This is a genomic window from Luteibacter pinisoli (assembly GCF_006385595.1).
Lineage (GTDB): Bacteria > Pseudomonadota > Gammaproteobacteria > Xanthomonadales > Rhodanobacteraceae > Luteibacter > Luteibacter pinisoli.
Map to the genome: position 1 here is coordinate 3,718,356 of NZ_CP041046.1, position 20,387 is coordinate 3,738,742.

The 20,387-nt window shown below is 66.6% G+C and carries 18 protein-coding genes; 3 read left to right on the plus strand and 15 right to left on the minus strand.

Translation table 11 applies throughout. From position 1 onward, the window contains the following. Window positions 1-156: 156 nt before the first annotated feature. The 14 genes from tolB to FIV34_RS17075 all read right to left on the minus strand — a co-directional run bounded on the left by tolB (window position 157) and on the right by FIV34_RS17075 (window position 12,483). Complete coding sequence (gene tolB / locus FIV34_RS17010) at window positions 157-1,473, minus strand: Tol-Pal system beta propeller repeat protein TolB (protein ID WP_139984712.1); 1,317 nt, start codon at window positions 1,471-1,473, stop codon at window positions 157-159. A gap of 127 nt (window positions 1,474-1,600) precedes the next feature. Next, the gene (locus FIV34_RS17015; RefSeq protein ID WP_139984713.1) at window positions 1,601-2,539 is read right to left on the minus strand and encodes a cell envelope integrity TolA family protein; all 939 of its coding nucleotides are present in this window, start codon (window positions 2,537-2,539) and stop codon (window positions 1,601-1,603) included. Beyond that, the gene (gene tolR, locus FIV34_RS17020) at window positions 2,526-2,975 is read right to left on the minus strand and encodes a protein TolR (RefSeq protein ID WP_139984714.1); all 450 of its coding nucleotides are present in this window, start codon (window positions 2,973-2,975) and stop codon (window positions 2,526-2,528) included. The genes FIV34_RS17015 and tolR overlap by 14 nt, the downstream gene beginning before the upstream one ends. Window positions 2,976-2,984: 9 nt before the next feature. Continuing rightward, entirely contained in the window at window positions 2,985-3,668 is a 684-nt protein-coding gene (gene tolQ / locus FIV34_RS17025) for a protein TolQ (RefSeq protein WP_139984715.1), read from the minus strand. Window positions 3,669-3,697: 29 nt separating this feature from the next. After that, the gene (gene ybgC, locus FIV34_RS17030; protein ID WP_139984716.1) at window positions 3,698-4,102 is read right to left on the minus strand and encodes a tol-pal system-associated acyl-CoA thioesterase; all 405 of its coding nucleotides are present in this window, start codon (window positions 4,100-4,102) and stop codon (window positions 3,698-3,700) included. After that, the gene (ruvB, locus tag FIV34_RS17035) at window positions 4,099-5,139 is read right to left on the minus strand and encodes a Holliday junction branch migration DNA helicase RuvB (protein ID WP_139984717.1); all 1,041 of its coding nucleotides are present in this window, start codon (window positions 5,137-5,139) and stop codon (window positions 4,099-4,101) included. The genes ybgC and ruvB overlap by 4 nt, the downstream gene beginning before the upstream one ends. A gap of 22 nt (window positions 5,140-5,161) precedes the next feature. After that, window positions 5,162-7,054 carry a potassium transporter Kup gene (locus tag FIV34_RS17040; protein WP_139984718.1) on the minus strand — a complete coding sequence of 631 codons (1,893 nt, stop codon included), beginning with the start codon at window positions 7,052-7,054 and terminating at the stop codon, window positions 5,162-5,164. Between the two features lie 8 nt (window positions 7,055-7,062). Further along, entirely contained in the window at window positions 7,063-7,659 is a 597-nt protein-coding gene (gene ruvA, locus FIV34_RS17045; protein ID WP_139984719.1) for a Holliday junction branch migration protein RuvA, read from the minus strand. Further along, a complete protein-coding gene (gene ruvC, locus FIV34_RS17050) occupies window positions 7,656-8,177 on the minus strand; it encodes a crossover junction endodeoxyribonuclease RuvC (RefSeq protein WP_139984720.1) in 522 nt (173 codons plus the stop codon). Before ruvC ends, ruvA begins: the two co-directional genes overlap by 4 nt. A 45-nt stretch (window positions 8,178-8,222) precedes the next feature. Next, window positions 8,223-8,969 carry a YebC/PmpR family DNA-binding transcriptional regulator gene (locus FIV34_RS17055; protein WP_139984721.1) on the minus strand — a complete coding sequence of 249 codons (747 nt, stop codon included), beginning with the start codon at window positions 8,967-8,969 and terminating at the stop codon, window positions 8,223-8,225. Between the two features lie 61 nt (window positions 8,970-9,030). Then, window positions 9,031-9,666 (minus strand): esterase/lipase family protein, encoded by a 636-nt coding sequence (locus FIV34_RS17060; RefSeq protein ID WP_139984722.1) that lies wholly within the window; start codon window positions 9,664-9,666, stop codon window positions 9,031-9,033. A gap of 17 nt (window positions 9,667-9,683) precedes the next feature. Next, on the minus strand, window positions 9,684-11,456 hold the full coding sequence (aspS, locus tag FIV34_RS17065) for an aspartate--tRNA ligase (RefSeq protein WP_139984723.1): 1,773 nt from the start codon (window positions 11,454-11,456) through the stop codon (window positions 9,684-9,686). Window positions 11,457-11,542: 86 nt separating this feature from the next. After that, complete coding sequence (locus FIV34_RS17070) at window positions 11,543-12,082, minus strand: DUF3011 domain-containing protein (RefSeq protein ID WP_246058661.1); 540 nt, start codon at window positions 12,080-12,082, stop codon at window positions 11,543-11,545. 98 nt (window positions 12,083-12,180) lie between these two features. Then, window positions 12,181-12,483: an FmdB family zinc ribbon protein gene (locus FIV34_RS17075; RefSeq protein WP_139984724.1), complete on the minus strand. Its 303-nt coding sequence runs from the start codon at window positions 12,481-12,483 to the stop codon at window positions 12,181-12,183. Window positions 12,484-12,823: 340 nt separating this feature from the next. Here FIV34_RS17075 and FIV34_RS17080 point away from each other — a divergent pair, with 340 nt between their 5' ends. Then, a complete protein-coding gene (locus tag FIV34_RS17080) occupies window positions 12,824-15,301 on the plus strand; it encodes a TonB-dependent receptor plug domain-containing protein (RefSeq protein WP_139984725.1) in 2,478 nt (825 codons plus the stop codon). 122 nt (window positions 15,302-15,423) lie between these two features. Here the strand turns inward: FIV34_RS17080 and clpB are convergent, their stop codons facing one another. Further along, window positions 15,424-18,006, minus strand: a complete 2,583-nt coding sequence (gene clpB, locus FIV34_RS17085; protein WP_139984726.1) for an ATP-dependent chaperone ClpB — start codon at window positions 18,004-18,006, stop codon at window positions 15,424-15,426. Window positions 18,007-18,180: 174 nt separating this feature from the next. Here clpB and otsB point away from each other — a divergent pair, with 174 nt between their 5' ends. Together otsB and otsA are read left to right on the plus strand one after the other, a co-directional pair. Then, window positions 18,181-18,945, plus strand: a complete 765-nt coding sequence (otsB, locus tag FIV34_RS17090) for a trehalose-phosphatase (protein WP_170207647.1) — start codon at window positions 18,181-18,183, stop codon at window positions 18,943-18,945. 17 nt (window positions 18,946-18,962) lie between these two features. Then, a complete protein-coding gene (gene otsA / locus FIV34_RS17095; RefSeq protein ID WP_139984728.1) occupies window positions 18,963-20,378 on the plus strand; it encodes an alpha,alpha-trehalose-phosphate synthase (UDP-forming) in 1,416 nt (471 codons plus the stop codon). Window positions 20,379-20,387: the final 9 nt, after the last annotated feature.

Genomic DNA, 20,387 nt, shown 5'->3' on the forward strand with positions numbered 1-20,387 from the left:
GACGGGGCGCTGTCCCGCACCCTACGCCTTCGCTCCGTCGGCCACTTGTGAGCGGCCGCCGGGTTTTCCTTTAATCTGTCGCCCGCAGGAAAGGCGCGGTACTAAGCCGCGCCCTCCCGGGACGTTGCCGATGTCGCGACCCTTTCGGGCGCGCCATCAACGCTGTCGGTACGGACCCCAGGACGGCTCGCGCACGTCGCCATCCGAAAGGACGAGACGCTGGCGCACTAGGCCGTCCGCCGAAACTGCATACAGGACGCCGCGCGTACCCTGCGATGCCGCATAGAGCAGCATGCTGGCGTTGGGCGCGAAGCTGGGCGAATCGTCCACGTTACCCGGGGAGACGAAGCGCACCTGCCCGCCCAGACTGCGGTCCATGATGGCGATACGATACACGTTCCCGTTGCCCTGCACCATCGCAATCTGCTTGCCGTCGAAGCTGACCGACGCGCTGGCGTTGAAGCCGCCCTGGAAGGTGAGGCGCTGGGCGTTGCCGCCGGAGATCGAGCTCTGGTAGAGCTGCGGCTTGCCGGAGCGGTCCGAGGTGAAGATCAGGCTCTGGCCGTCCGGGGTGAAGGTCGGCTCGGTGTCGATCGCGAAGTTGTTGGTGACGCGGGTTTCGCTGTGGCTGGCGACGTCGATGATGAAGATCTCCGGGTTGCCCACGTAGGACAGGCTCACCGCGAGCTTGCTGCCGTCCGGCGACCAGGCCGGGGCGGAGTTGATGCCCTTGGGGTGCGAGGCAACAAGGCTACGGGAGCCGGTGGAGATGTTCTGCACATACACGGCCGAATTGCCGCTTTCGAACGAGACGTAGGCCAGCTTGCTGCCGTCCGGCGACCACGCCGGCGACAGCAGCGACTCGCGGGAGCGGGCCACGACCTGCGGGTTGAAGCCGTCTGAATCGGCGACGATCAGCGAATAAGTGGAGTTGTTGCCGGTGCCCACCGCCGTGACATAGGCGATGCGGGTCCAGAACGCGCCACGGACGCCGGTGATCTTTTCGTAGATCTGGTCGGCGATCTGGTGGGCCACGCCACGCAGGTCGCCGGCCGGGGCCGTGAACGACTGGGCCAGCAGGCTCTGCTGGCGGTTCACGTCCCACAGCTCGTAGTCGACCTTGACCATGCCGCCACCGGCATCGCTCATGCGGCCGATGGTCAGGTAATCCTGCTTGAGCAGGCGCCAGGTCGCGAACTTGATGTCCGAACCCTGCGACGGGGTCTCGACGATGTCGGCCTTGTCCAGTGAGCGGAACTTGCCCGAGCGGTTGAAATCGGCGCGGATGACGTCGGCGACGTCGGTCGGCAGGGGCGCCCCGCCCGCCTGGGCAAACGGCACCACCGCGATCGGCGTCGCCGTGGCTACGCCCTTGGCGATTTCCACGTTGAGAGACTGGGCGGCGACAGGGCCGGCCACGAGGGCGGCCAGCGCCACGAGGGCGGCGGCGAATCGGAATATCGTCTTGCGCATGGGCTGATTCATTGCGACCTGAAAGGGGAAGTAGCGCCCCGGATGGTAAGGGGGCGCGGGTGAACCTGAATGACCTGAGTCTAAACGCCCTCGCGGCTATCCCACGTCGCGAGGGCACGTTCCATCATTAAGGCCTGAACGTGAAGGTGAGGTCTCGCTTGAATACGTCCTCAAAGCCTTGATACGGCAGGGGCTGGGCTCGCAACACCGCATTCTCCAGCGAGGCGCGGCCCGGGCCGTCGAACGGACAGCTCGAATCGACCTTCGCGCTAAGCACCTGGCCGCCCGGGATCTGGACGACGTGGACGATGCAGGCTCCCGTGCCGATATTTTCCGGACGCAACCAGTTCTGGGTCACGGCGTTCTGGATGGCGGCGATGTAGGCGGCCTGCTTGCTGTCGTCCTTGCCGTTCTGGCCCGTCTGCCGCTGGGCGGCCGGGGGCAGGTCAGGCAGGCCATCGTCCTTGGCGTTGGCCAGGTCCTTGAGCTGCTGTTCCTTCTGCTTCTTGCTGGTGTCGGCCTTCTGCGTCTGCGCCTTGGCGGCATCGAGCTGCTTGAAGATGTCATCGATCTTCTTCTGCTGCTCTTTCTTCTTTTCTTCCTGCTGGGCGTCCAGCTCGGCCTGGCGCTGCCGCTGCTTCTCTTCCTGCAGTTTCTTCTCGTCGTCGGCCTTCTGCAGCGCGTCGTCGACGATCTTCTGCTGGTCCTTGACGTCAGGCTGCTTCGGCGGCGGCGGCAGCGTCGGCACGGGCACCTTTTCCTGCGGCGGCGTGGGTGCAGGGGTGACCGGCGGCGGAGGCGTCGTGTCGGGCGTCGGCTTGACCTTGGTGGCCTTGGGCGGCGGCGAGCCGGTCGGGCCAATGATGGACGCCTCGATGATCTGCCCGGGCAGCTGGATGGGCGCCGGGCACTTCATCGGGTTCCACTCGGCGGGCAAGCCGATGGCATCGGCCCACTTTTCGTAGTCCGTGCAGGGGATCACCGCGATGGCCAGGAAGGCCACGATGCCCAGATGCAGGAGCGCGGCCAGGACGACCGCGCGAGGCGTACCGTTACGGTTTTCCATTCGGCGCGAACTGCGGCTGGCTCATGAGGCCAATTTTGGAAACGCCAGCTGCCTGGAGGATCGGGAGGATCTGGTAGACCTTGCCGTAGCCCACGCGCGCATCGCCGGCCAGCAGCACCTGCAGCTCCGGGTTGGCGTCGTGGAACGCGGTGATCTTCTTGGTGAACTCATCCACGCTCACCGGCTCGCGCTTGGTGCCGTTGGCGGTGAGGTAGATCTGGCCCTGCTCGTCCACGGAGACGACGACCGGGTCTTTCTTGTCCTGCAGGGACTTGGCGTTGGTCTGCGGCAGCTGGATGTCCACGCCGAGATTCATCATGGGCGTGGTGACCATGAAGATGATCAGCAGGACGAGCATCACGTCGATGTACGGCACGACGTTGATCTCGGACTTCAGCTTCCGCTTGTGGCGGCGATGGACGTTACGCGTGGCCATGGCGTGGGCTCAGGCGACGTCGTCGGCGTGGATCTGGCGCTGCAGCACCGACGAGAATTCTTCCTGGAATACCTCGTAGCGCGACGCCACGCGCTCCACCTTGGTGGCGAAGCGGTTGTACGCCCACACGGCCGGGATAGCGGCGAACAGGCCCATGGCCGTGGCGATCAGGGCTTCGGAGATGTGCGGGGCGACCACGGAAATGGTCACGTCCTTCATTTCGCCCAGGCCCTGGAAGGCGCCCATGATGCCCCAGACGGTGCCGAACAGGCCGATGTACGGGCTGATCGAGCCGACGTTGGCCAGGAATTCGAGGTTCTGCTCGAGCTTGCCGATCTCGCGGGTGCCGGCCACGCGCATGGCGCGCTCGGCGCCTTCCATGATGCGGTCGGTGTCGGTGACGCGGCGCTGGCGCTGGCGGGCGAACTCGCGGAAGCCGGCCTCGAAGACGTTCTCGATGCCGTGCTGGCCATCGCGGTTGCCCACTTCGCGGAACAGGGCGGCCAGGTCGGCGCCGGACCAGAAGCGGTCTTCGAAGGTTTCAGCGTTGCTGTGGGCTTCTTTCAGCTGGCTGTACTTGCGGATGATGATCACCCACGACAGGAACGAAAAGACCAGCAGGAGCAGCATCACGAGCTGCACGGGCAGGCTGGCTTCCGAAACCAGCTTGAAAATGTTGAGTCCACCGTTCATCGCTTGAAGCTCTCCGCCGCGTATCTGGCTTAGGTATTAGGGAATGCTGTGGGGAACAGATCCGGGGGGATCTGGACGGGACGCATCGAATCGAGGTCGACGCATGCGACGCGCACCGTGGCGCGCACCAGCGTCGTGTCCCCGCGCACGATCTCCTGACCGAACAGCATACTTGCTGAACGACGTTCTTTGACGGCCAGGGTCACCAGTAGTTCATCATCCAGACGGGCCGGGCGATGGAAATCCAGCTCCATCCCGCGCACCACGAAGCCCAGGCCGGTGGTCTCGCGCAGGCGGATCTGGTCGATGCCCTGGGCGCGCAACCACTCGCTGCGGGCCCGCTCCATGAAGCGGACGTAGTTGGCGTGGTAGACCACCCCGCCTGCGTCCGTGTCTTCCCAGTAGATCCGGACCGGCCACGAAAACGAGCTCACAGGGCCTCCGGGAACAGGTCCGGCTCCACGCCCTGGCGGGGCGGCGGCGACAGGCCCAGGTGGCGCCAGGCCTTGGCCGAGGCCATCCGGCCACGGGCCGTGCGGATCAGGTAGCCCTGCTGGATCAGGTAGGGCTCGACCACGTCCTCGAGGGTGCCACGGTCCTCGCTGAGGGCCGCGGCCAGCGATTCGACGCCCACCGGGCCGCCATCGAAGTTCTCGATGATGATCCGCAGCAGGCGGCGGTCGAGGTCGTCAAAGCCCTGCGCGTCGACCTTGAGCATATCGGTGGCCGCACGGGCCAGGTCGTGGGTGATCTTGCCGTCGCCACGCACCTCGGCGTAGTCACGCACCCGGCGCAGGAGCCGGTTGGCGATACGCGGCGTGCCGCGCGAGCGGCGGGCGATCTCCACGGCCCCTTCGAGGTCGCACTCGATCCCGAAGATCCGGGCGGCGCGGCGGACGATGGCCGTCAGCTCGTCCACGCTGTAGAACTCCAGCCGCTGGATGATGCCGAAGCGGTCGCGCAGCGGGCCGGTGAGCAGGCCGGCGCGGGTGGTGGCGCCAATCAGGGTGAACGGTGGCAGGTCCAGCTTGATCGAACGGGCCGCGGGGCCCTCGCCGATCATGATGTCGATCTGGAAATCTTCCATCGCCGGGTAGAGCACTTCCTCCACCACGGGCGACAGGCGGTGGATCTCGTCCACGAAGAGCACGTCGTTCGCTTCGAGGTTGGTCAGCAGCGCGGCCAGGTCGCCGGCGCGCTCGAGCACCGGGCCCGAGGTGGAACGGACGTTCACGCCCAGCTCGTTGGCGATGACGTGCGAGAGCGTGGTCTTGCCCAGGCCGGGCGGCCCGAAGATCAGCACGTGGTCCAGCGCACCCTGCCGGCGGCGCGCCGCCTCGATATAGATGGCCATCTGCTCGCGCACCGTCTGCTGGCCGAGGTACTCGGCAAGGCGCTTGGGACGGATGCTGGCTTCCAGCGCCTCGTCATCCATGGCGGCGGCGGCGGAAATGATGCGGTGCTCGGACATGCCCGCATTATGGCATGCCCGGTCAGATCTCTACTTGCGCACCCAGCTCGATCAGGCGGTTGCCCGGGATCTGGAAAAACGCCGTGGCGGGCAGCGCATTGCGGGCGAGGAAGGCGAACAGCTTGTCGCGCCACAGGGCCATGCCGGGGCGGCGTGCGTCGGCCACGATGGTTTCGCGGGACAGGAAGAACGTCGTGTCCATCATGTCGAAGTCGAGGCCCAGCGCACTGGCCCGGGTGAGCGAGTTCGGGATGTTCGGGTCTTCGGCAAAGCCATAGCGCAGCTGCAGGCCGAAGAAGCCGTTGCCGTACTCCAGCACCTCCATGCGCTCGTCGTGCTCGGCCACCGGCGTCTCGAGCATTTCCACGGTAAGCAGCACGTTGCGCTCGTGCAGCACCTTGTTGTGCTTGAGATTGTGCAGCATCGCGTGCGGCACCGAGTTCTGGTTGGCGGTGAGGAACACCGCCGTACCCGGCACGATCAGCGGCGGGTGGTCGGCGATGTTGGCCACGAAGGGCTCCAGCGCCAGGCCGGACTGCTTGATCTCGCGGACCACCAGGTCCCTGCCCCGCCGCCAGGTGGTCATCATGGTGAAGATCACCACGCCCAGCACCAGCGGGAACCAGCCACCGTGGGCGATCTTCAGCGCGTTGGCGCCGAAGAAGGACAGATCGGTGATGAGGAAGATGACGCCGACGGCGATGACCGCCGACCAGTGCCAGTTCCAGCGGCGCTTGGCCACCACCAGCGCCAGCAGCGTGGTCATGGTCATGGTGCCGGTCACGGCGATACCGTAGGCCGCGCCCAGGTTGTTCGACGAACGGAAGCCCAGCACGGCCAGGATCACCAGCACGAACAGAAGGCGATTGATCCACGGCACGAAGATCTGCCCGGACATCTCGCGCGAGGTATGCACGACCGCCATGCGCGGCGAATAGCCCAGCGACATGGCCTCCCGGGTCATCGAGAAGGCACCGGAGATCACGGCCTGCGACGCGATGACGGCGGCCGCCGTGGCCAGCGCGATCATGGGATAGAGCAGGTCTTCCGGCACCATCTTGTAGAACGGGTTCTCGATCGCGGTCTGGTCGTGCAGCAGCAGCGCGCCCTGGCCGAAGTAGTTGATCAGCAGGGCCGGCAGCACGAAGAAGAACCACGCCAGGCGGATCGGCTTCTTGCCGAAGTGGCCCATGTCGGCATACAGCGCCTCACCACCGGTGAGCGCCAGCACCACGCCGCCGAGGGCGATGAACGCCTGGCGGCCGTGCTCCATGAAGAACTTGACCGCATACGCCGGGTTCACCGCCCAGAGCACCTGCGGATGCGCGACGATCTGGCGCAGGCCCAGCCAGGCCAGCACGAGGAACCACACGCACATCACCGGCGCGAATGCCTTGCCCACCAGGTCCGTGCCGTGGCGCTGGATGGCGAACAGGACGAACAGGATCACCAGGCAGATGGGTAGCACGTAGGTATCGAGGGTCGGCGCCGCCACTTCGAGGCCTTCGACCGCCGAGAGCACCGACATCGCCGGCGTGATCACGCCATCGCCGTAGAACAGCGAGGCACCGAAGATACCGATGGCCGCGAGCACCCAGCGGGTGCGCGGCGAGCCCGCGACGCTGCGCTGGGCCAGGGCCATGAGCGCCATGATGCCGCCCTCGCCCTTGTTGTCCGCGCGCATCACGAAGGTGACGTATTTCAGCGAGATCACCATCAACAGCGACCAGAAGATGAGCGAGAGCACGCCCAGCACCGCGGTGGGCTGCGGCGTCATGCCGTGCGTGCCCAGCGTTTCCTTCATGGTGTACAGCGGGCTCGTACCGATGTCGCCGAACACGATGCCGATGGCACCCAGCGCCAGTGTCGCGAGTTTCTTGCCGTGCGCGTTGCGCAGTTCGTCAGCGTGGCTCATGCCCATGGTCAGCTTCCCAGCGCGGCGCGCAGCGCCTTGCGGATGATGGCCTCGGCGGTATCGCCTTCCGCGGCCACCTTGGTGACGAGACGCGATGCCTCGGGCGGTTTGTAACCGAGCTGCTGCAGGGCCACGGTGGCTTCGCTGACCGGGTCGACCGGTGCGGCGACGCCGCCACTCGTGGCGGGCAGGCGCACGCCGGTGGCGTCCACGCGGTCGCGCAGTTCCACCACCATGCGCTCGGCGGTTTTCTTGCCGATGCCGGGGATCTTGGTCAGCGCGACGACATCGCCCGCATGCACCAGCCGGGAGAGTTCATCCGTCGCCACGCCGGAGAGCACGGCCAGCGCGATCTTCGCGCCAATGCCGCTCACCTTGATGAGGTGCCGGAACATCGCCCGCTCGGCCTCGCGCAGGAAGCCGTACAGCGCCACGCCGTCTTCCTTCACCGCGTGGTGGGTGAGCAGGGTCACTTCCTGGCCGGTGGCCGGCAGGTCGTAGATGGTCGACATCGGGGCGTCGACTTCATAGCCGACACCGCCCACGTCCACGAGGAGCGACGGGGGCTGTTTACTGACAAGGGTGCCACGCAGGCGGCCGATCATCGGCGACGTCTCCAAGCCGTGCGGGGAATACCCACGCGCTCAATACTGGATCGGGTGTGGGCATGGGCGATGGCGATCGCCAGGGCGTCGGCCGCGTCCGCCTGCAGCGGACCCTTCAGGCCGAGGATCATCCCGATCATGTGCTGGACCTGGGTCTTGTCGGCGCGGCCGGTACCGACCACCGCCTGCTTGACCTCGGTCGCTGCGTACTCGTGCACGACAATTCCCTGGCTGACCACGGCACACACGGCGGCGCCGCGCGCCTGGCCCAGCTTCAGGGCCGAGTCGGCGTTGCGCGCCATGAACACGCGCTCGATCGCGGCTTCGGCCGGACCGTGCGCGCCAATGATGGCGCAGAGTTCGTCAAAGATGCGTTTCAGGCGCAGCGGGAAGGTCGCTTCGCCACCCACCACGAGCGCGCCATGCCATACATGGACCAGCGCGCCGTTGTCGGCCACGTCGATCACCCCGACACCCGTGCGCTGGCTGCCCGGGTCGATACCGAGGATGCGTGTCATGGCGGCGCTGTGCTTCGTGTGCGGGGCGGGTAAGGCCGGGGGGCCTTACGCGTGGTCCGCTTCCTGCGGAAGGATGGCGTTGTGGTACACCTCGTCGACATCGTCGAGGCTACCCAGGCGGTCGAGTAGCTTAAGGAAGTGCTCAAGCGCCTCACCGGTCGGGGTGACCAGCGGCCCGTTCGGGCGCATCACCACGTCGGAGCCATCGACATCGAAGCCGGCGGCGACGAGCGCCTTGCGCATGGCTTCCACGGCGATCGGGTCCGCGGCAAGCAGGACGGTGCCCACGCCGTTTTCGATCACGATGTCTTCGGCGTTGTTCTCGATCGCCGCTTCTTCCAGCTTCGCTTCCACGTCAGCGTCGCCGCCGGTGTGAATGACCACCTGGCCCACGCGGGTGAACTGGAACGCGACCGAATTGGTGGTGCCCAGGTTGCCGCCGAGCTTGGTCAGCGCCGCGCGCACGTCGGCGACGGTGCGGGTCTGGTTGTCGGTGACGCAGTCGATGATCAGCGCGGTACCCGCGGGGCCGTAGCCCTCGTAGCGGATCTCGTGCATGTCCGCGCCGCCCTCGGCACCCGAGCCGCGCTTGATCGCGCGGTCGATGGTGTCCTTGGTCATGTTGGCGCCCAGCGCCTTGTCCACGGCCGCGCGCAGGCGCGGGTTGCCGTTGGGGTCGGGCACGCCGCCACGGGTGGCGATGGTGATTTCCCGGATCAGCTTGGTGAACACCTTGGCGCGCTTGGCGTCTTCAGCGTTCTTGCGACCTTCGATGGACGGGCCTCTACCCATGAGCGTTTCCTGACGATACCGGACGGACAGGGGCGGGATTCTAGCGGAACTGGGACAAGAGCTACACCAGCGGGGTATCGAAGTGCCCTTCGCGGAGGAAAAAAGCCGCCTGGCGGGCCACGTCGGCCGAGACCAGCATGCCGGTGTGGCTGGTTTCCAGGATGCAGTGGTCGGCCAGCCCCGGCAGGCGGGTTTCCTCCACGCCGACCGAGCCGTCGTGCTCCAGGCCGACATCACCGATGAGCGAGCCAAGGCCCACCTGCTGGCGGCCGGCGATCATCCCGACCTCGCGCGGGCCGTCCCAGTGGTCCAGCCCATGGGCCAGCAGTTCGCGAGAACGGCCAAGCAGGACATCCCCACCCCAGTGGTGGGTGAGCCCGCGCGCCGCGCCGCTGCCATTGAGCGGCGAGCCCAGGCAGACGATGCGGCCGCCCGGCTCGTCCATCTCACGGCAGGCCAGCAGGGCAAGGATGCCGCCCAGGCTGTGCCCGACGATATGGACCGGACCCGGCGCCAGCGCGCGGATACGCCGGCGCAGGCGCTCGATCGCCTGCTCCGGGGGCGCCGCCACGCTCATGTACTCGAACTGATGGACGCGAAAGCCTTCCTCGCGCAGCCGCCGGTGCAGCATGGCCATGGCAAAGCCGCGCATCCATAGCCCATGGAGCAGGATGACGTCGGGCGGCGAGGCATTCATCAGCTGGGCGTCGGCGATCAGGCCTTCAGCGCGTCCGCGGCATCCACGCGCACGTGGAGTTCCTTCAGCTGCGGGGCCGAGACCAGCGACGGGGCGTCGGTCATCAGGTCCTGCGCGCTGGTGGTCTTCGGGAACGCGATGACATCACGGATGGACTCGGTACCGGCCATCAGCGCGGCGATGCGGTCGATGCCGAACGCCAGGCCGCCGTGGGGCGGCGCGCCCATGCGCAGGGCCTTGAGCAGGAAGCCGAACTTGGCCTCCGCCTCGGCCGTGCCGATGCCGAGCAGCTCGAACACGGCGCTCTGCATCTCCGGGCGATGGATACGGATGGAACCGCCACCGATCTCGTTGCCGTTGAGCACCATGTCGTAGCCACGGCTCAGGGCCACGGCGGCGTTGGCGCGCAGGTCGGCGATGTCGTCGATGTTGGGCGCGGTGAACGGGTGATGCAGCGCCACGAAGCGCTTCTCTTCCTCGTCCCACTCGAACATCGGGAAATCGGTGACCCACAGTGGCTTCCAGCTGTCTTCCACCAGGCCACGATCGCGGCCCAGCTTGATGCGCAGCGCGCCCATGAAGTCGGTGACGACCTTCCAGCGGCCCGCGCCGAAGAACACGATGTCGCCATTGGCCGCGCCGGTGAGCTCGAGCACCTTGTTGAGCGCGGCGTCGTCGAGGAACTTGGCCACCGGCGAGTTGATGCCGTCGCGGCCCTTGGCCAGGTCGTCCACCTTCAGCCAGGCCAGGCCCTTGGCGCCGTAGCGGCCGGCGTATTCGGTCAGGACGTCGATGTCCTTGCGCGACAGATCGGCCGCGCCGGGGACACGCAACGCGGCCACGCGGCCGGCCGGATCGTTGGCCGGGTCGGCGAAGACCTTGAACTCGACGTGCTTCACCGCCTCGGCGATGTCGGTCAGTTCCAGGGCAATGCGCAGGTCGGGCTTATCCGAGCCGAAGCGGCGCATGGCCTCTTCGTAGGTCATGCGCGGGAAGGTGGCAGCCAGCTCCACGCCGCGCACTTCGCGGAACACGTGGCGGATCAGGTTCTCGACGAAGTCCTGCACGTCGCGTTCTTCGACGAAGGCGAACTCCAGGTCGAGCTGGGTGAATTCCGGCTGGCGGTCGGCGCGCAGGTCTTCGTCGCGGAAGCAGCGGGCGATCTGGTAGTAGCGGTCGAAGCCCGCCATCATCAGGATCTGCTTGAACAGCTGCGGCGACTGCGGCAGCGCGTAGAACTGGCCCGGGTGCACGCGGCTGGGCACCAGGTAGTCGCGCGCGCCTTCCGGCGTGGCCTTGGTCAGGATCGGGGTTTCGATGTCCTGGAAGCCGGCGGTATCCAGGTAGCGGCGCAGCTCGCGGACCAGCGCGGTGCGCGTGCGCATCATCTTCTGCATGTCGGGGCGGCGCAGGTCGAGGTAGCGGTAGGTCATCCGCATGTCCTCGTTGGGATTCTCGTGCAGCGCGAACGGCAGGTCGCGCGCGGCATTGAGGATCTCGACCCTGTCGGCCAGCAGCTCGACCGTGCCGGTCTTCAGCTTGTCGTTCACCGACAGGCGCTTGCGCACCTGGCCGGTCACCTTGATGACGTACTCGTAGCCGAGCTCGCCGGCCACGGCGAACGCCTCGGCGTTCTCGCGCTCAACCACCACCTGGGCGATGCCCTCATGGTCGCGCAGGTCGATGAAGGCCACGTGGCTCTGCAGGCGCAGGGTGTTGACCCAGCCGCAAAGGGTGACTTCCTGGCCGACCAGGGACTCGTCGATGAGGCCGCAAAAATGGGTGCGCATGCGCTTGGGGCTCCGCGGTGCAATGCAAAAGAAAAGACCCCGGATCGTACCACGAGCCGGGGTCTCCCTAGCGGTGCGCGGGCGCCTTAGCGGCCGATATCGAAGCGGCCGCGGCAGCCCCGGTCGGCCCAGATACCGTCACGGGTGAAGCCATAGCTGTAGCCCTCGCGGCAATCGCTCTTCGAGGTCTGCTCCACCAGGCGGGCGCCACGGCCCACCGGCCAGCGGCAGAACACGCGCTTGTTGTCGGTGCTGTCGCAGCTGACGATCTGGCCGCCACCACCATAGCCCGGGCGGCCACCGCCGCCGTAACCCGGCCGGCCGTCATCCCAGCCGGGACGACCACCGCCCCAGCCACCGGCGTCCTGGAAGATGCCGCGGCAGCCATCGTCCACCCACAGGCCGCCGCGATCCATGTCCCAGGTGCGGCCACGGATGCACGCGGTCTTCGAGTCCTGGCGGATCAGGCGGGCGTCACGCCACGGCACGCGGCAGTACGAGCGCTTGCCGTTGTCGCTGTAGCAGTTGACGGTGTCGCCGCCACGCTGGGCGTGGGCGGCATGCGGGGCCATGAACAGGCCCGCGCCAAGCGCGAGCATTGCAACCATTCCAAGCAGGCGTTTCATGGCAACCGGTACGTCCTTTTCGATGAGGTGTCGCAAAAACTATCGGAAAGATCCGCAATGGTGTTTAAACGAATCGCAGGAAATCGTTGCCGTCGTGATCAGTCGGACGATTTGGCCGCCGGCGCAGGCGACGCGGCCGGTGCGGGCGAGGCGGCGGGCGCCGGCGCGGCCGCCGGGGCACCGGACGAGCCTTCGGTGAGGTTGCGCTTCTTGTCGCCGTCCTTCTTGAAGTCGGTCTCGTACCAGCCACCGCCGGCCAGGCGGAACTGGGGCGCGCTCAGCTGGCGGCTGACCCGCGGCTCGCCGCAGCTCGGGCAGGTTTCCGGATCGGGGTCGGCCATCTTCTGCAGGCGGTCGAAACGGTGGCCACAGGCCTGGCACTGGAACTCATAAATGGGCATTAGCGGGTTTCGTGGCGATCCAGCCGGGGATTATCGGGGAGTACGGCCCGTTTTCAATGCCGCCCAAGTTCGATCGGCGTGCCTCCGGCAACGCCACGCCGCCCTCTGATTTTGCATTGCACCAAACTGGCGAACCTAGCCAGTTTCGTGCCACCGCCTATTTTAAAGGGCTCGATGGCATGGCATATCCCCTTAATAGCGCAAAAGAAACTGTCGCATTGACGCACCGCAATAAGGCTGCCTAGCGTCGTTACCAACGCGGCCACCGGCCGCGTCGTGGGGCGTGCCGCGCCCCACGCGCCAAAACGCTCGCCCTGGGGACCCATCGATGACGACAGGCATGACCCTCCGACGCAAGCCCGCGAGCCGCTGGCTCCCGGCCCTTGGCCTCATGATCGTAACGCCGGGTTACGCGCAGGATGCGACGGCCCCGCCGGATGCCCGGGAGGCCAGGCAGCTGGACCAGGTGGTGGTGACCGGTACGCGCTCCACCACGCGCACGGAAGCCAGCTCGCTTTCCCCGATCGACGTGCTGACCCCGAAAGACCTGACCTCCACCGGCAGCACCGAACTGGCCACCGCACTGGGCCGCCTCCTGCCCTCGCTGGACTTCCCCCGCCCCGCCATCAACGACGGCAACGATGCGATCCGCCCGGCCAGCCGGCGCGGCCTCTCGCCGGATGCCACGCTGGTGCTGGTGGACGGCAAGCGGTATCACACGTCCGCGCTGGTGAACTACAACCCGTCGGTGGGCCGCGGCTCCGCACCAGCCGACCTCAACTCCATCCCCATCTCGGCCATCGACCACATCGAAGTGCTGCGCGACGGCGCCGCGGCGCAGTACGGCTCGGACGCCATCGCCGGCGTGATCAACATCGTGCTGAAACACGGTGCGGCCGCGGGAGGCAACAGCATCTCCGTCAACGGCGGGATCATGGACAAGGGCGACGGCGCCACCAACGGCATCGACGGCTCGCTTGGCGTGGACCTGGGCGGCAAAGGGGCGGATGCGAAGGGCTGGCTGCGCGTTGCGTGGAATTACCAGAACTCGATGAATACGAATCGCGCCTCGCCGGTGAGCCTGTTCACCCCGGACGAAGCAGCGGACGGTAATGTCGCGCACCAGCGCTACGGCGATCCGGCGGTGAAGACCTACCAGGTACTGACCAACTTCCAGTACGCCGTGGCGCACAACGTGGACGTGTACGGCATGCTCAGCCTGAGCCGCCGCGACGTCACCTCGAACGGTTACTACCGCGGCGCCACCAACGCGCGCAACGTGCCGGAGATCTATCCCGACGGCTTCCTGCCGCAAATCATCAACCACACCAACGACAGCACCGGCGTCCTCGGCGTCAAGGGCGTAACCGACAGTGGCTGGCGCTGGGATGCCTCCGGCAACTACGGGATCAACTCGCTGGTGTTCGATGTCGGCAACAGCATCAACACCAACCTGTACCACACCACCGGCGCTTCGCCGACCTACTTCAACGCGGGCACCTTCAAGAACTCGCAGGCGCTGGCCAACATCGATATCGGCAAGGACCTCAGCGTGGGCTGGCTGCCCAATCCGCTGACGCTCGCCTTCGGTGCCGAATACCGCAAGGAGAAATACCAGATCGACGCGGGCGATCCGGATTCGTACTTCTTCGACCAGACCACGCTGATCCCCGGCACCGACACGCCGTATGCCGGCGGCGCGCAGGTGTTCCCGGGCCTCTCGCCGTCCGCTGCCGGAAGCTTCACGCGGCGCAGCGAAGCGGCCTATGTCGACCTGGAAACGGACGTGACGGACAAGTTCTCGGCCGGTGTCGCCGGGCGTTACGAGCACTACAGCGATTCGGGGTCGACGCGGTCGGGCAAGCTGTCCGCGCGCTACCAGTTCACGCCCACGTTCGCCCTGCGCGGCACCGTGTCCAACGGCTTCCGCGCCCCGTCGCTGGCGCAGCAGAATTACCAGTCCGTGGTGACGATCATCGATCCGAGCACCGGCCAGCTGGCGCAGACCGGCACTTACCGTACCTCCGATCCGGCCGCGATCGCCCTGGGTGCGAAAGCACTGAAGCCTGAGAAATCGGCGAACTATGGTGTGGGCGCCGTGTGGGAACCGATCGCCGACTTCAGCGCCACGCTGGACGTGTACCAGATCCGCATCTGGCACCAGATCCTCTACTCCGACACCATCAGCCTCACCGACCCGGTGCTCGCGGCGTATTTCAACAGCGTCGTGCCCGGCCAGCAGGTGACAGCCGTGCAGTACTTTGCCAACGCGGCCACCACGCGCACGCGCGGTGCGGACCTGGTGCTGAACTACCGCATCCCCACCACGGATGCCGGGCAGTTCAACCTCATGGCCAGCGGCAACTACAACAAGGTGAAGATCCTGGATGTCGCGGCCACGCCGGATATCCTGCAGGCCAACGTGTCCTCACCCATCGAGCTGTTCGGCCGTGCCAGCCAGGGCCTGCTGACGAAGGCCACGCCGCGCACGAAGCTGGTGTTCGGCGGCGACTGGTCGCTGGATGGGTTCAATGCGCATGCCGACCTGACGCGCTACGGGTCGGTGACGCGCGTCACCACGGACGCGTCGACGGACCAGACGTTTTCCGCACGGTGGCTGCTGAACACCTCGGTGGGATACACGCTGGATCAGTGGAACCTGACCGTCGGCGTCGACAACGTCACCAACCAGTACCCGACGCGCGTGAGCCCGACGGATAGCGGTGAGGACTACTTCAGCGGCCTGCAGTATTCGGCGTTGTCGCCGTTTGGGTTTAATGGGCGGTATTACTACGCGAAGCTTGGGTTTCGGTTCTGACCCGAGGGTGTCGCGAAAGATGTCGCACCCTGAAGGGCGTAAACGCACAGGGTGCGCTCCTACAACGGCGCGTCGTCACGCCGCTCTTTAGGAGCCCACCCTGTGGGCGACATGTTTCGCGACTACGCCGCAGAAAACCGCAGATGATTCCCATCCGAATCCACCCGGATGGTCTGCCCCGGCGCGAACTCGCCACGCAGGATCCCCTGCGCCAGCGGGTTCTCCAGCTGCACCTGGATGGCCCGCTTCAGCGGACGCGCGCCGTATACCGGATCGAAGCCCGCGCTGCCCAGCAGGTCCAGCGCGGCATCGGTGAGGTCCAGCCCCAGCTGGCGCTCGCCAAGCCGCTTCGCCAGGTAATTCAGCTGGATCCGCGCGATGGAACGGATCTGCTTCTTGTCCAGCGGGCGGAACACGACCAGGTCATCCAGGCGGTTGATGAACTCCGGACGGAAGTGCGCCTGCACCACGCCGAGCACGGAGGCCTTCATCTGCAGGTAGTCGGCTTCGCTGTCGCCGGCCTGCTCCTGGATCAGGTTGGAGCCGAGGTTCGACGTCATCACGATCACGGTGTTGCGGAAATCCACCGTGCGTCCCTGGCCATCCGTGAGGCGGCCATCGTCGAGCACCTGCAGCAGGATGTTGAACACATCCGGATGCGCCTTCTCCACCTCGTCCAGCAGGATCACGCTGTACGGGCGGCGACGCACCGCCTCGGTGAGATAGCCGCCTTCTTCGTAACCCACGTAGCCCGGAGGCGCGCCGACCAGTCGGCTCACGGAGTGCTTCTCCATGAACTCGCTCATGTCGATGCGCACCATGGCGTCCTGCGTATCGAACAGGAAATCGGCCAGGGCCTTGCACAGCTCCGTCTTGCCCACGCCCGTGGGACCGAGGAACAGGAAAGAACCGTACGGACGATTTGGATCAGAAAGGCCAGCACGCGCACGGCGGATGGCGTCGGACACCGCACGCACGGCTTCGTCCTGGCCCACCACGCGGCCATGCAGCGCCTCTTCCATGTGCAGCAGCTTCTCGCGCTCGCCTTCCAGCATCTTCGCCACCGGGATACCGGTCCAGCGGGCGACGACTTCGGCGATTTCCTCGGCGGTGACGCGGTCCTGCAGCAGGGTGAAATCCTGGCGCTCCACTTTCTGCGCATCCGCCAGCTGCTGTTCCAGCGCGGGCAGCCGGCCGTACTGGATCTCGCTCATCTTCGCGAAATCCTGGCGGCGCTGCGCGGCTTCCAGCTCCACGCGAGCGGCTTCGATCTGCTCCTTGACCTTGGTCGCGCCCTGCAGCGTGGCTTTTTCCGACTTCCAGACTTCGTTGAGGTCGGAGAACTCGCGGTCCAGCTTTTCGATGTCGGCTTCGAGCGTGGCCAGGCGCTGCTTCGATTCGTCGTCGTGCTCTTTCTTCAGCATCTCGCGCTGGATCTTGAGCTGGATCAGGCGGCGCTCCAGGCGATCGAGTTCTTCCGGCTTGGAATCGATTTCCATGCGGATACGCGACGCGGCTTCGTCCATCAGGTCGATGGCCTTGTCGGGCAGCTGGCGGTCCGGGATATAACGCGAGGAAAGCGTGGCCGCGGCGACGATCGCCGGGTCGGTGATTTCCACGCCGTGGTGCACGGCGTAGCGCTCTTTCAGGCCACGCAGGATGGCGATGGTGTCCTCGACGCTGGGCTCGCCCACGAACACCTTCTGGAAGCGACGCTCCAGCGCGGCGTCTTTTTCCACGTACTTGCGGTACTCGTCGAGCGTGGTGGCACCGATGCAATGCAGCTCGCCGCGGGCCAGCGCCGGCTTGAGCATGTTGCCGGCATCCATGGCGCCGTCTGCCTTGCCGGCGCCGACCATGGTGTGCAGCTCGTCGATGAACAGGATGACCCGGCCTTCCTGCTTGGAAAGATCGCTGAGCACGGCTTTCAGGCGCTCCTCGAACTCGCCGCGGAACTTGGCGCCCGCGATCAGGGCGCCCATGTCCAGCGAGAGCACGCGCTTGTCGCGCAGGCCTTCGGGCACTTCGCCGTTGATGATGCGCTGGGCCAGGCCTTCGACGATCGCCGTCTTGCCCACGCCCGGCTCGCCGATCAGCACCGGGTTGTTCTTCGTGCGCCGCTGCAGCACCTGGATGGTGCGGCGGATTTCTTCGTCACGGCCGATGACCGGATCAAGCTTGCCGCTCTCGGCACGCTCGGTCAGGTCGATGGTGTACTTCTCCAGCGCCTGGCGCTGCTCCTCGGCGTTTTCGGACTGCACCTTCTCGCCGCCGCGCAGCTTGTCGATCGCCGCATCAAGGCGCTCCTTCGTCGCACCGGCGCCCTTCAGCAGGCTGCCGAGTTCGCCGCGATCTTCCAGCGCCGCGAGCAGGAACAGCTCGCTGGCGATGAACTGGTCGCCGCGCTGCTGGGCCAGCTTGTCGGTGAGGTTGAGCACGCGGTTGAGGTCGTTGCCCAGACTGATGTTGCCTTCCTGCCCGCTCGATCGCGGCAGGCGGTCCACCGCTTCGGCCACGCGCTGGCGCAGCGTGGGCACGTTGACCTGGGCCTGGGTGAGCAGCGGGCCGGTCGAGCCGCCCTGCTGGTCGAGCAGCGCCAGCATGACGTGCACCGGCTCCAGGATGTTGTTGTCGCGGCCCACGGCCAGCGACTGGGCGTCGGCCAGCGCCTGCTGGAAACGCGAGGTGAGTTTGTCCATGCGCATCGATGGTGTCTCCCAAAGGTTTTGGCGTGCCCCGGGCCCTCCCCGCAGCCGCCTCTGGTGTCACAGATGCGGGTGAGATCCTGCGCCTTCAACGGTGGAGGACAGGTATTCGCCTCCGGATTTTTCACGGGGCTGCGGGCATCCTCAACGGCCAGAACGCCTCATGGAGCTGCCGTGATCGATCGAGCCACCTTGCTGCCCCCGCCGCCGGCGACCGCCGTCACCACGGGGTCGGCCCTGTTCCTGGATGCCGACGGCACCCTGCTGGCCTTTGCCGACGACCCGGAAGGCGTCGTCCTGCCGGCGGGCCTCCTGGCCACCCTCGATGCCCTGCATACCGCCCTCGGCGGGGCGATGGCGCTCGTCAGCGGAAGGCCGATCGACGGGCTGGATCGCCTCTTCGGCCGCCCGGCCTGGGCCGCGGCGGGCCAGCACGGCCTGGAACGGCGGGCCGCCGACGGCACGGTGACCACCGTCCCCGTGGACCGCGATGAGCTCGCCCGCCTGCGCGACTCCGTGCACACCGCGGCGCGCGGCCTGCCCGGCCTGCGCGTGGAAGACAAGAGCTGGTCGGTGGCCCTGCACTGGCGCGAGCACCCCGAACTGGGCCCGGAGGTCGCACAGCGCGCCCCGGCCATCGCCGACGCGTTCCCGGGCTTTGAACTGCAACCGGGCAACCATGTGTGCGAGTTCAAGCCGCGCGGCATGGACAAGGGCGTCGCGGTAGCGAAATTTCTTGATGAAGCGCCTTTTCGCGGGCGCAAACCGGTATACCTGGGCGACGACCTCACGGATGAACATGCCTTCGTGGTCGTCAACGCATTGGGCGGCATGTCAGTTCGTGTAGGTGCAAGAACGCCGTCACATGCCGCGTTCACATTGTCTAGCCCGGCCGATGTCCATGCTTGGCTGGATAGCGTGAAATCCGCCTTGACATAGAGAGCCGCAAGCCAACGATGAGCCGACTGGTCGTCATTTCTAATCGCGTGGCCCTGCCGAAACAAACGCAGACCGGTGGCCTTGCGTCAGCCATGAATGCGGCGCTGCAGGAGATGGGGGGATTGTGGTTTGGGTGGAGCGGCAACATCGCCGCCGAAACCGGCAAGGAACTGCACGAGGTGGAAGACGGGCATATCGCCTACGCCACCATCGACATGTCCAAGGCCGACCACGACGACTACTACAGCGGCTTTGCCAACCGCGCGTTGTGGCCACTGTTCCACTACCGCGCCGACCTGGTCGACTACCGCCGCGACCACCTCGAAGGCTACCTGCGGGTGAACCGGATCTTCGCCAAGCGCGTGGCGAAGCTGCTGAAGAAAGACGACGTGGTCTGGGTGCACGATTACCACCTGATCCCGCTGGCGGCGATGCTGCGCGAACTGGGCGTGGAGAACCGCATCGGTTTCTTCCTGCACACGCCGCTGCCGGCGGCCGGCCTGCTGATCACCCTGCCCCGCCACCGCGAACTGCTCGAACCGCTGGCCTCGTACGACCTGGTCGGCCTGCACACCCAGCGCGACCTGCGCGCGCTCGAAGACTATTTCCTGCATGAACTGGGCGCCGCCATGCGTACTGGCGGCCGCATCCGCGCCGCCAATGGGCGCATCTTCCGCGCGGGCGTGTTCCCCATCAGCATCGACACGGCCGAGGCCGTGGAACTGGCCCACCGTGCCGAAGACAGCGGCGCCGTCGGCAAGCTCAAGGCCTCGATCGACGACCGCGCCCTGATCATCGGCGTGGACCGGCTGGACTACTCGAAGGGCCTGCCGGAGCGTTTCGACGGCTTTGCCCGCCTGCTGCGCGACCACAAGGACCTGCGCGGCCGGGTCTCCCTGCTGCAGATCGCCCCACCGTCGCGTTCGGATGTGCCGGAGTACCGCTCACTGCGCCGGGAGCTGGAGCGCAGCGCGGGCCACATCAATGGCCAATACGCCGAGCCCGACTGGGTGCCGATCCGCTACGTCAACAAATCCTTCGGCCACAAGGTGCTCGCCGGCTACTTCCGCGTGGCCAAGGTCGGCCTGGTGACGCCCCTGCGCGACGGCATGAACCTGGTGGCCAAGGAATACGTGGCCTGCCAGGATCCGCAGGATCCGGGCGTGCTCGTGCTTTCGCGCTTCGCGGGCGCGGCGCAGGAGCTGGATGCGGCCCTGCTGGTGAACCCGTCCGACCTGGACGAAGTGTCCGAGGCGCTGAAACGCGCCCTGGAAATGCCGCTGAAGGAACGGCGGATGCGCTGGCAGTCGATGATGGACGTGCTGGAACGCAACGACATCACCTACTGGCGGAACAACTTCCTCCACGCGCTGATGGAGCCGCCGAAGGTGAAGCCGGAAATCTACGTCCAGACCCCGATGACCGCACCCTGACGCGAGGCG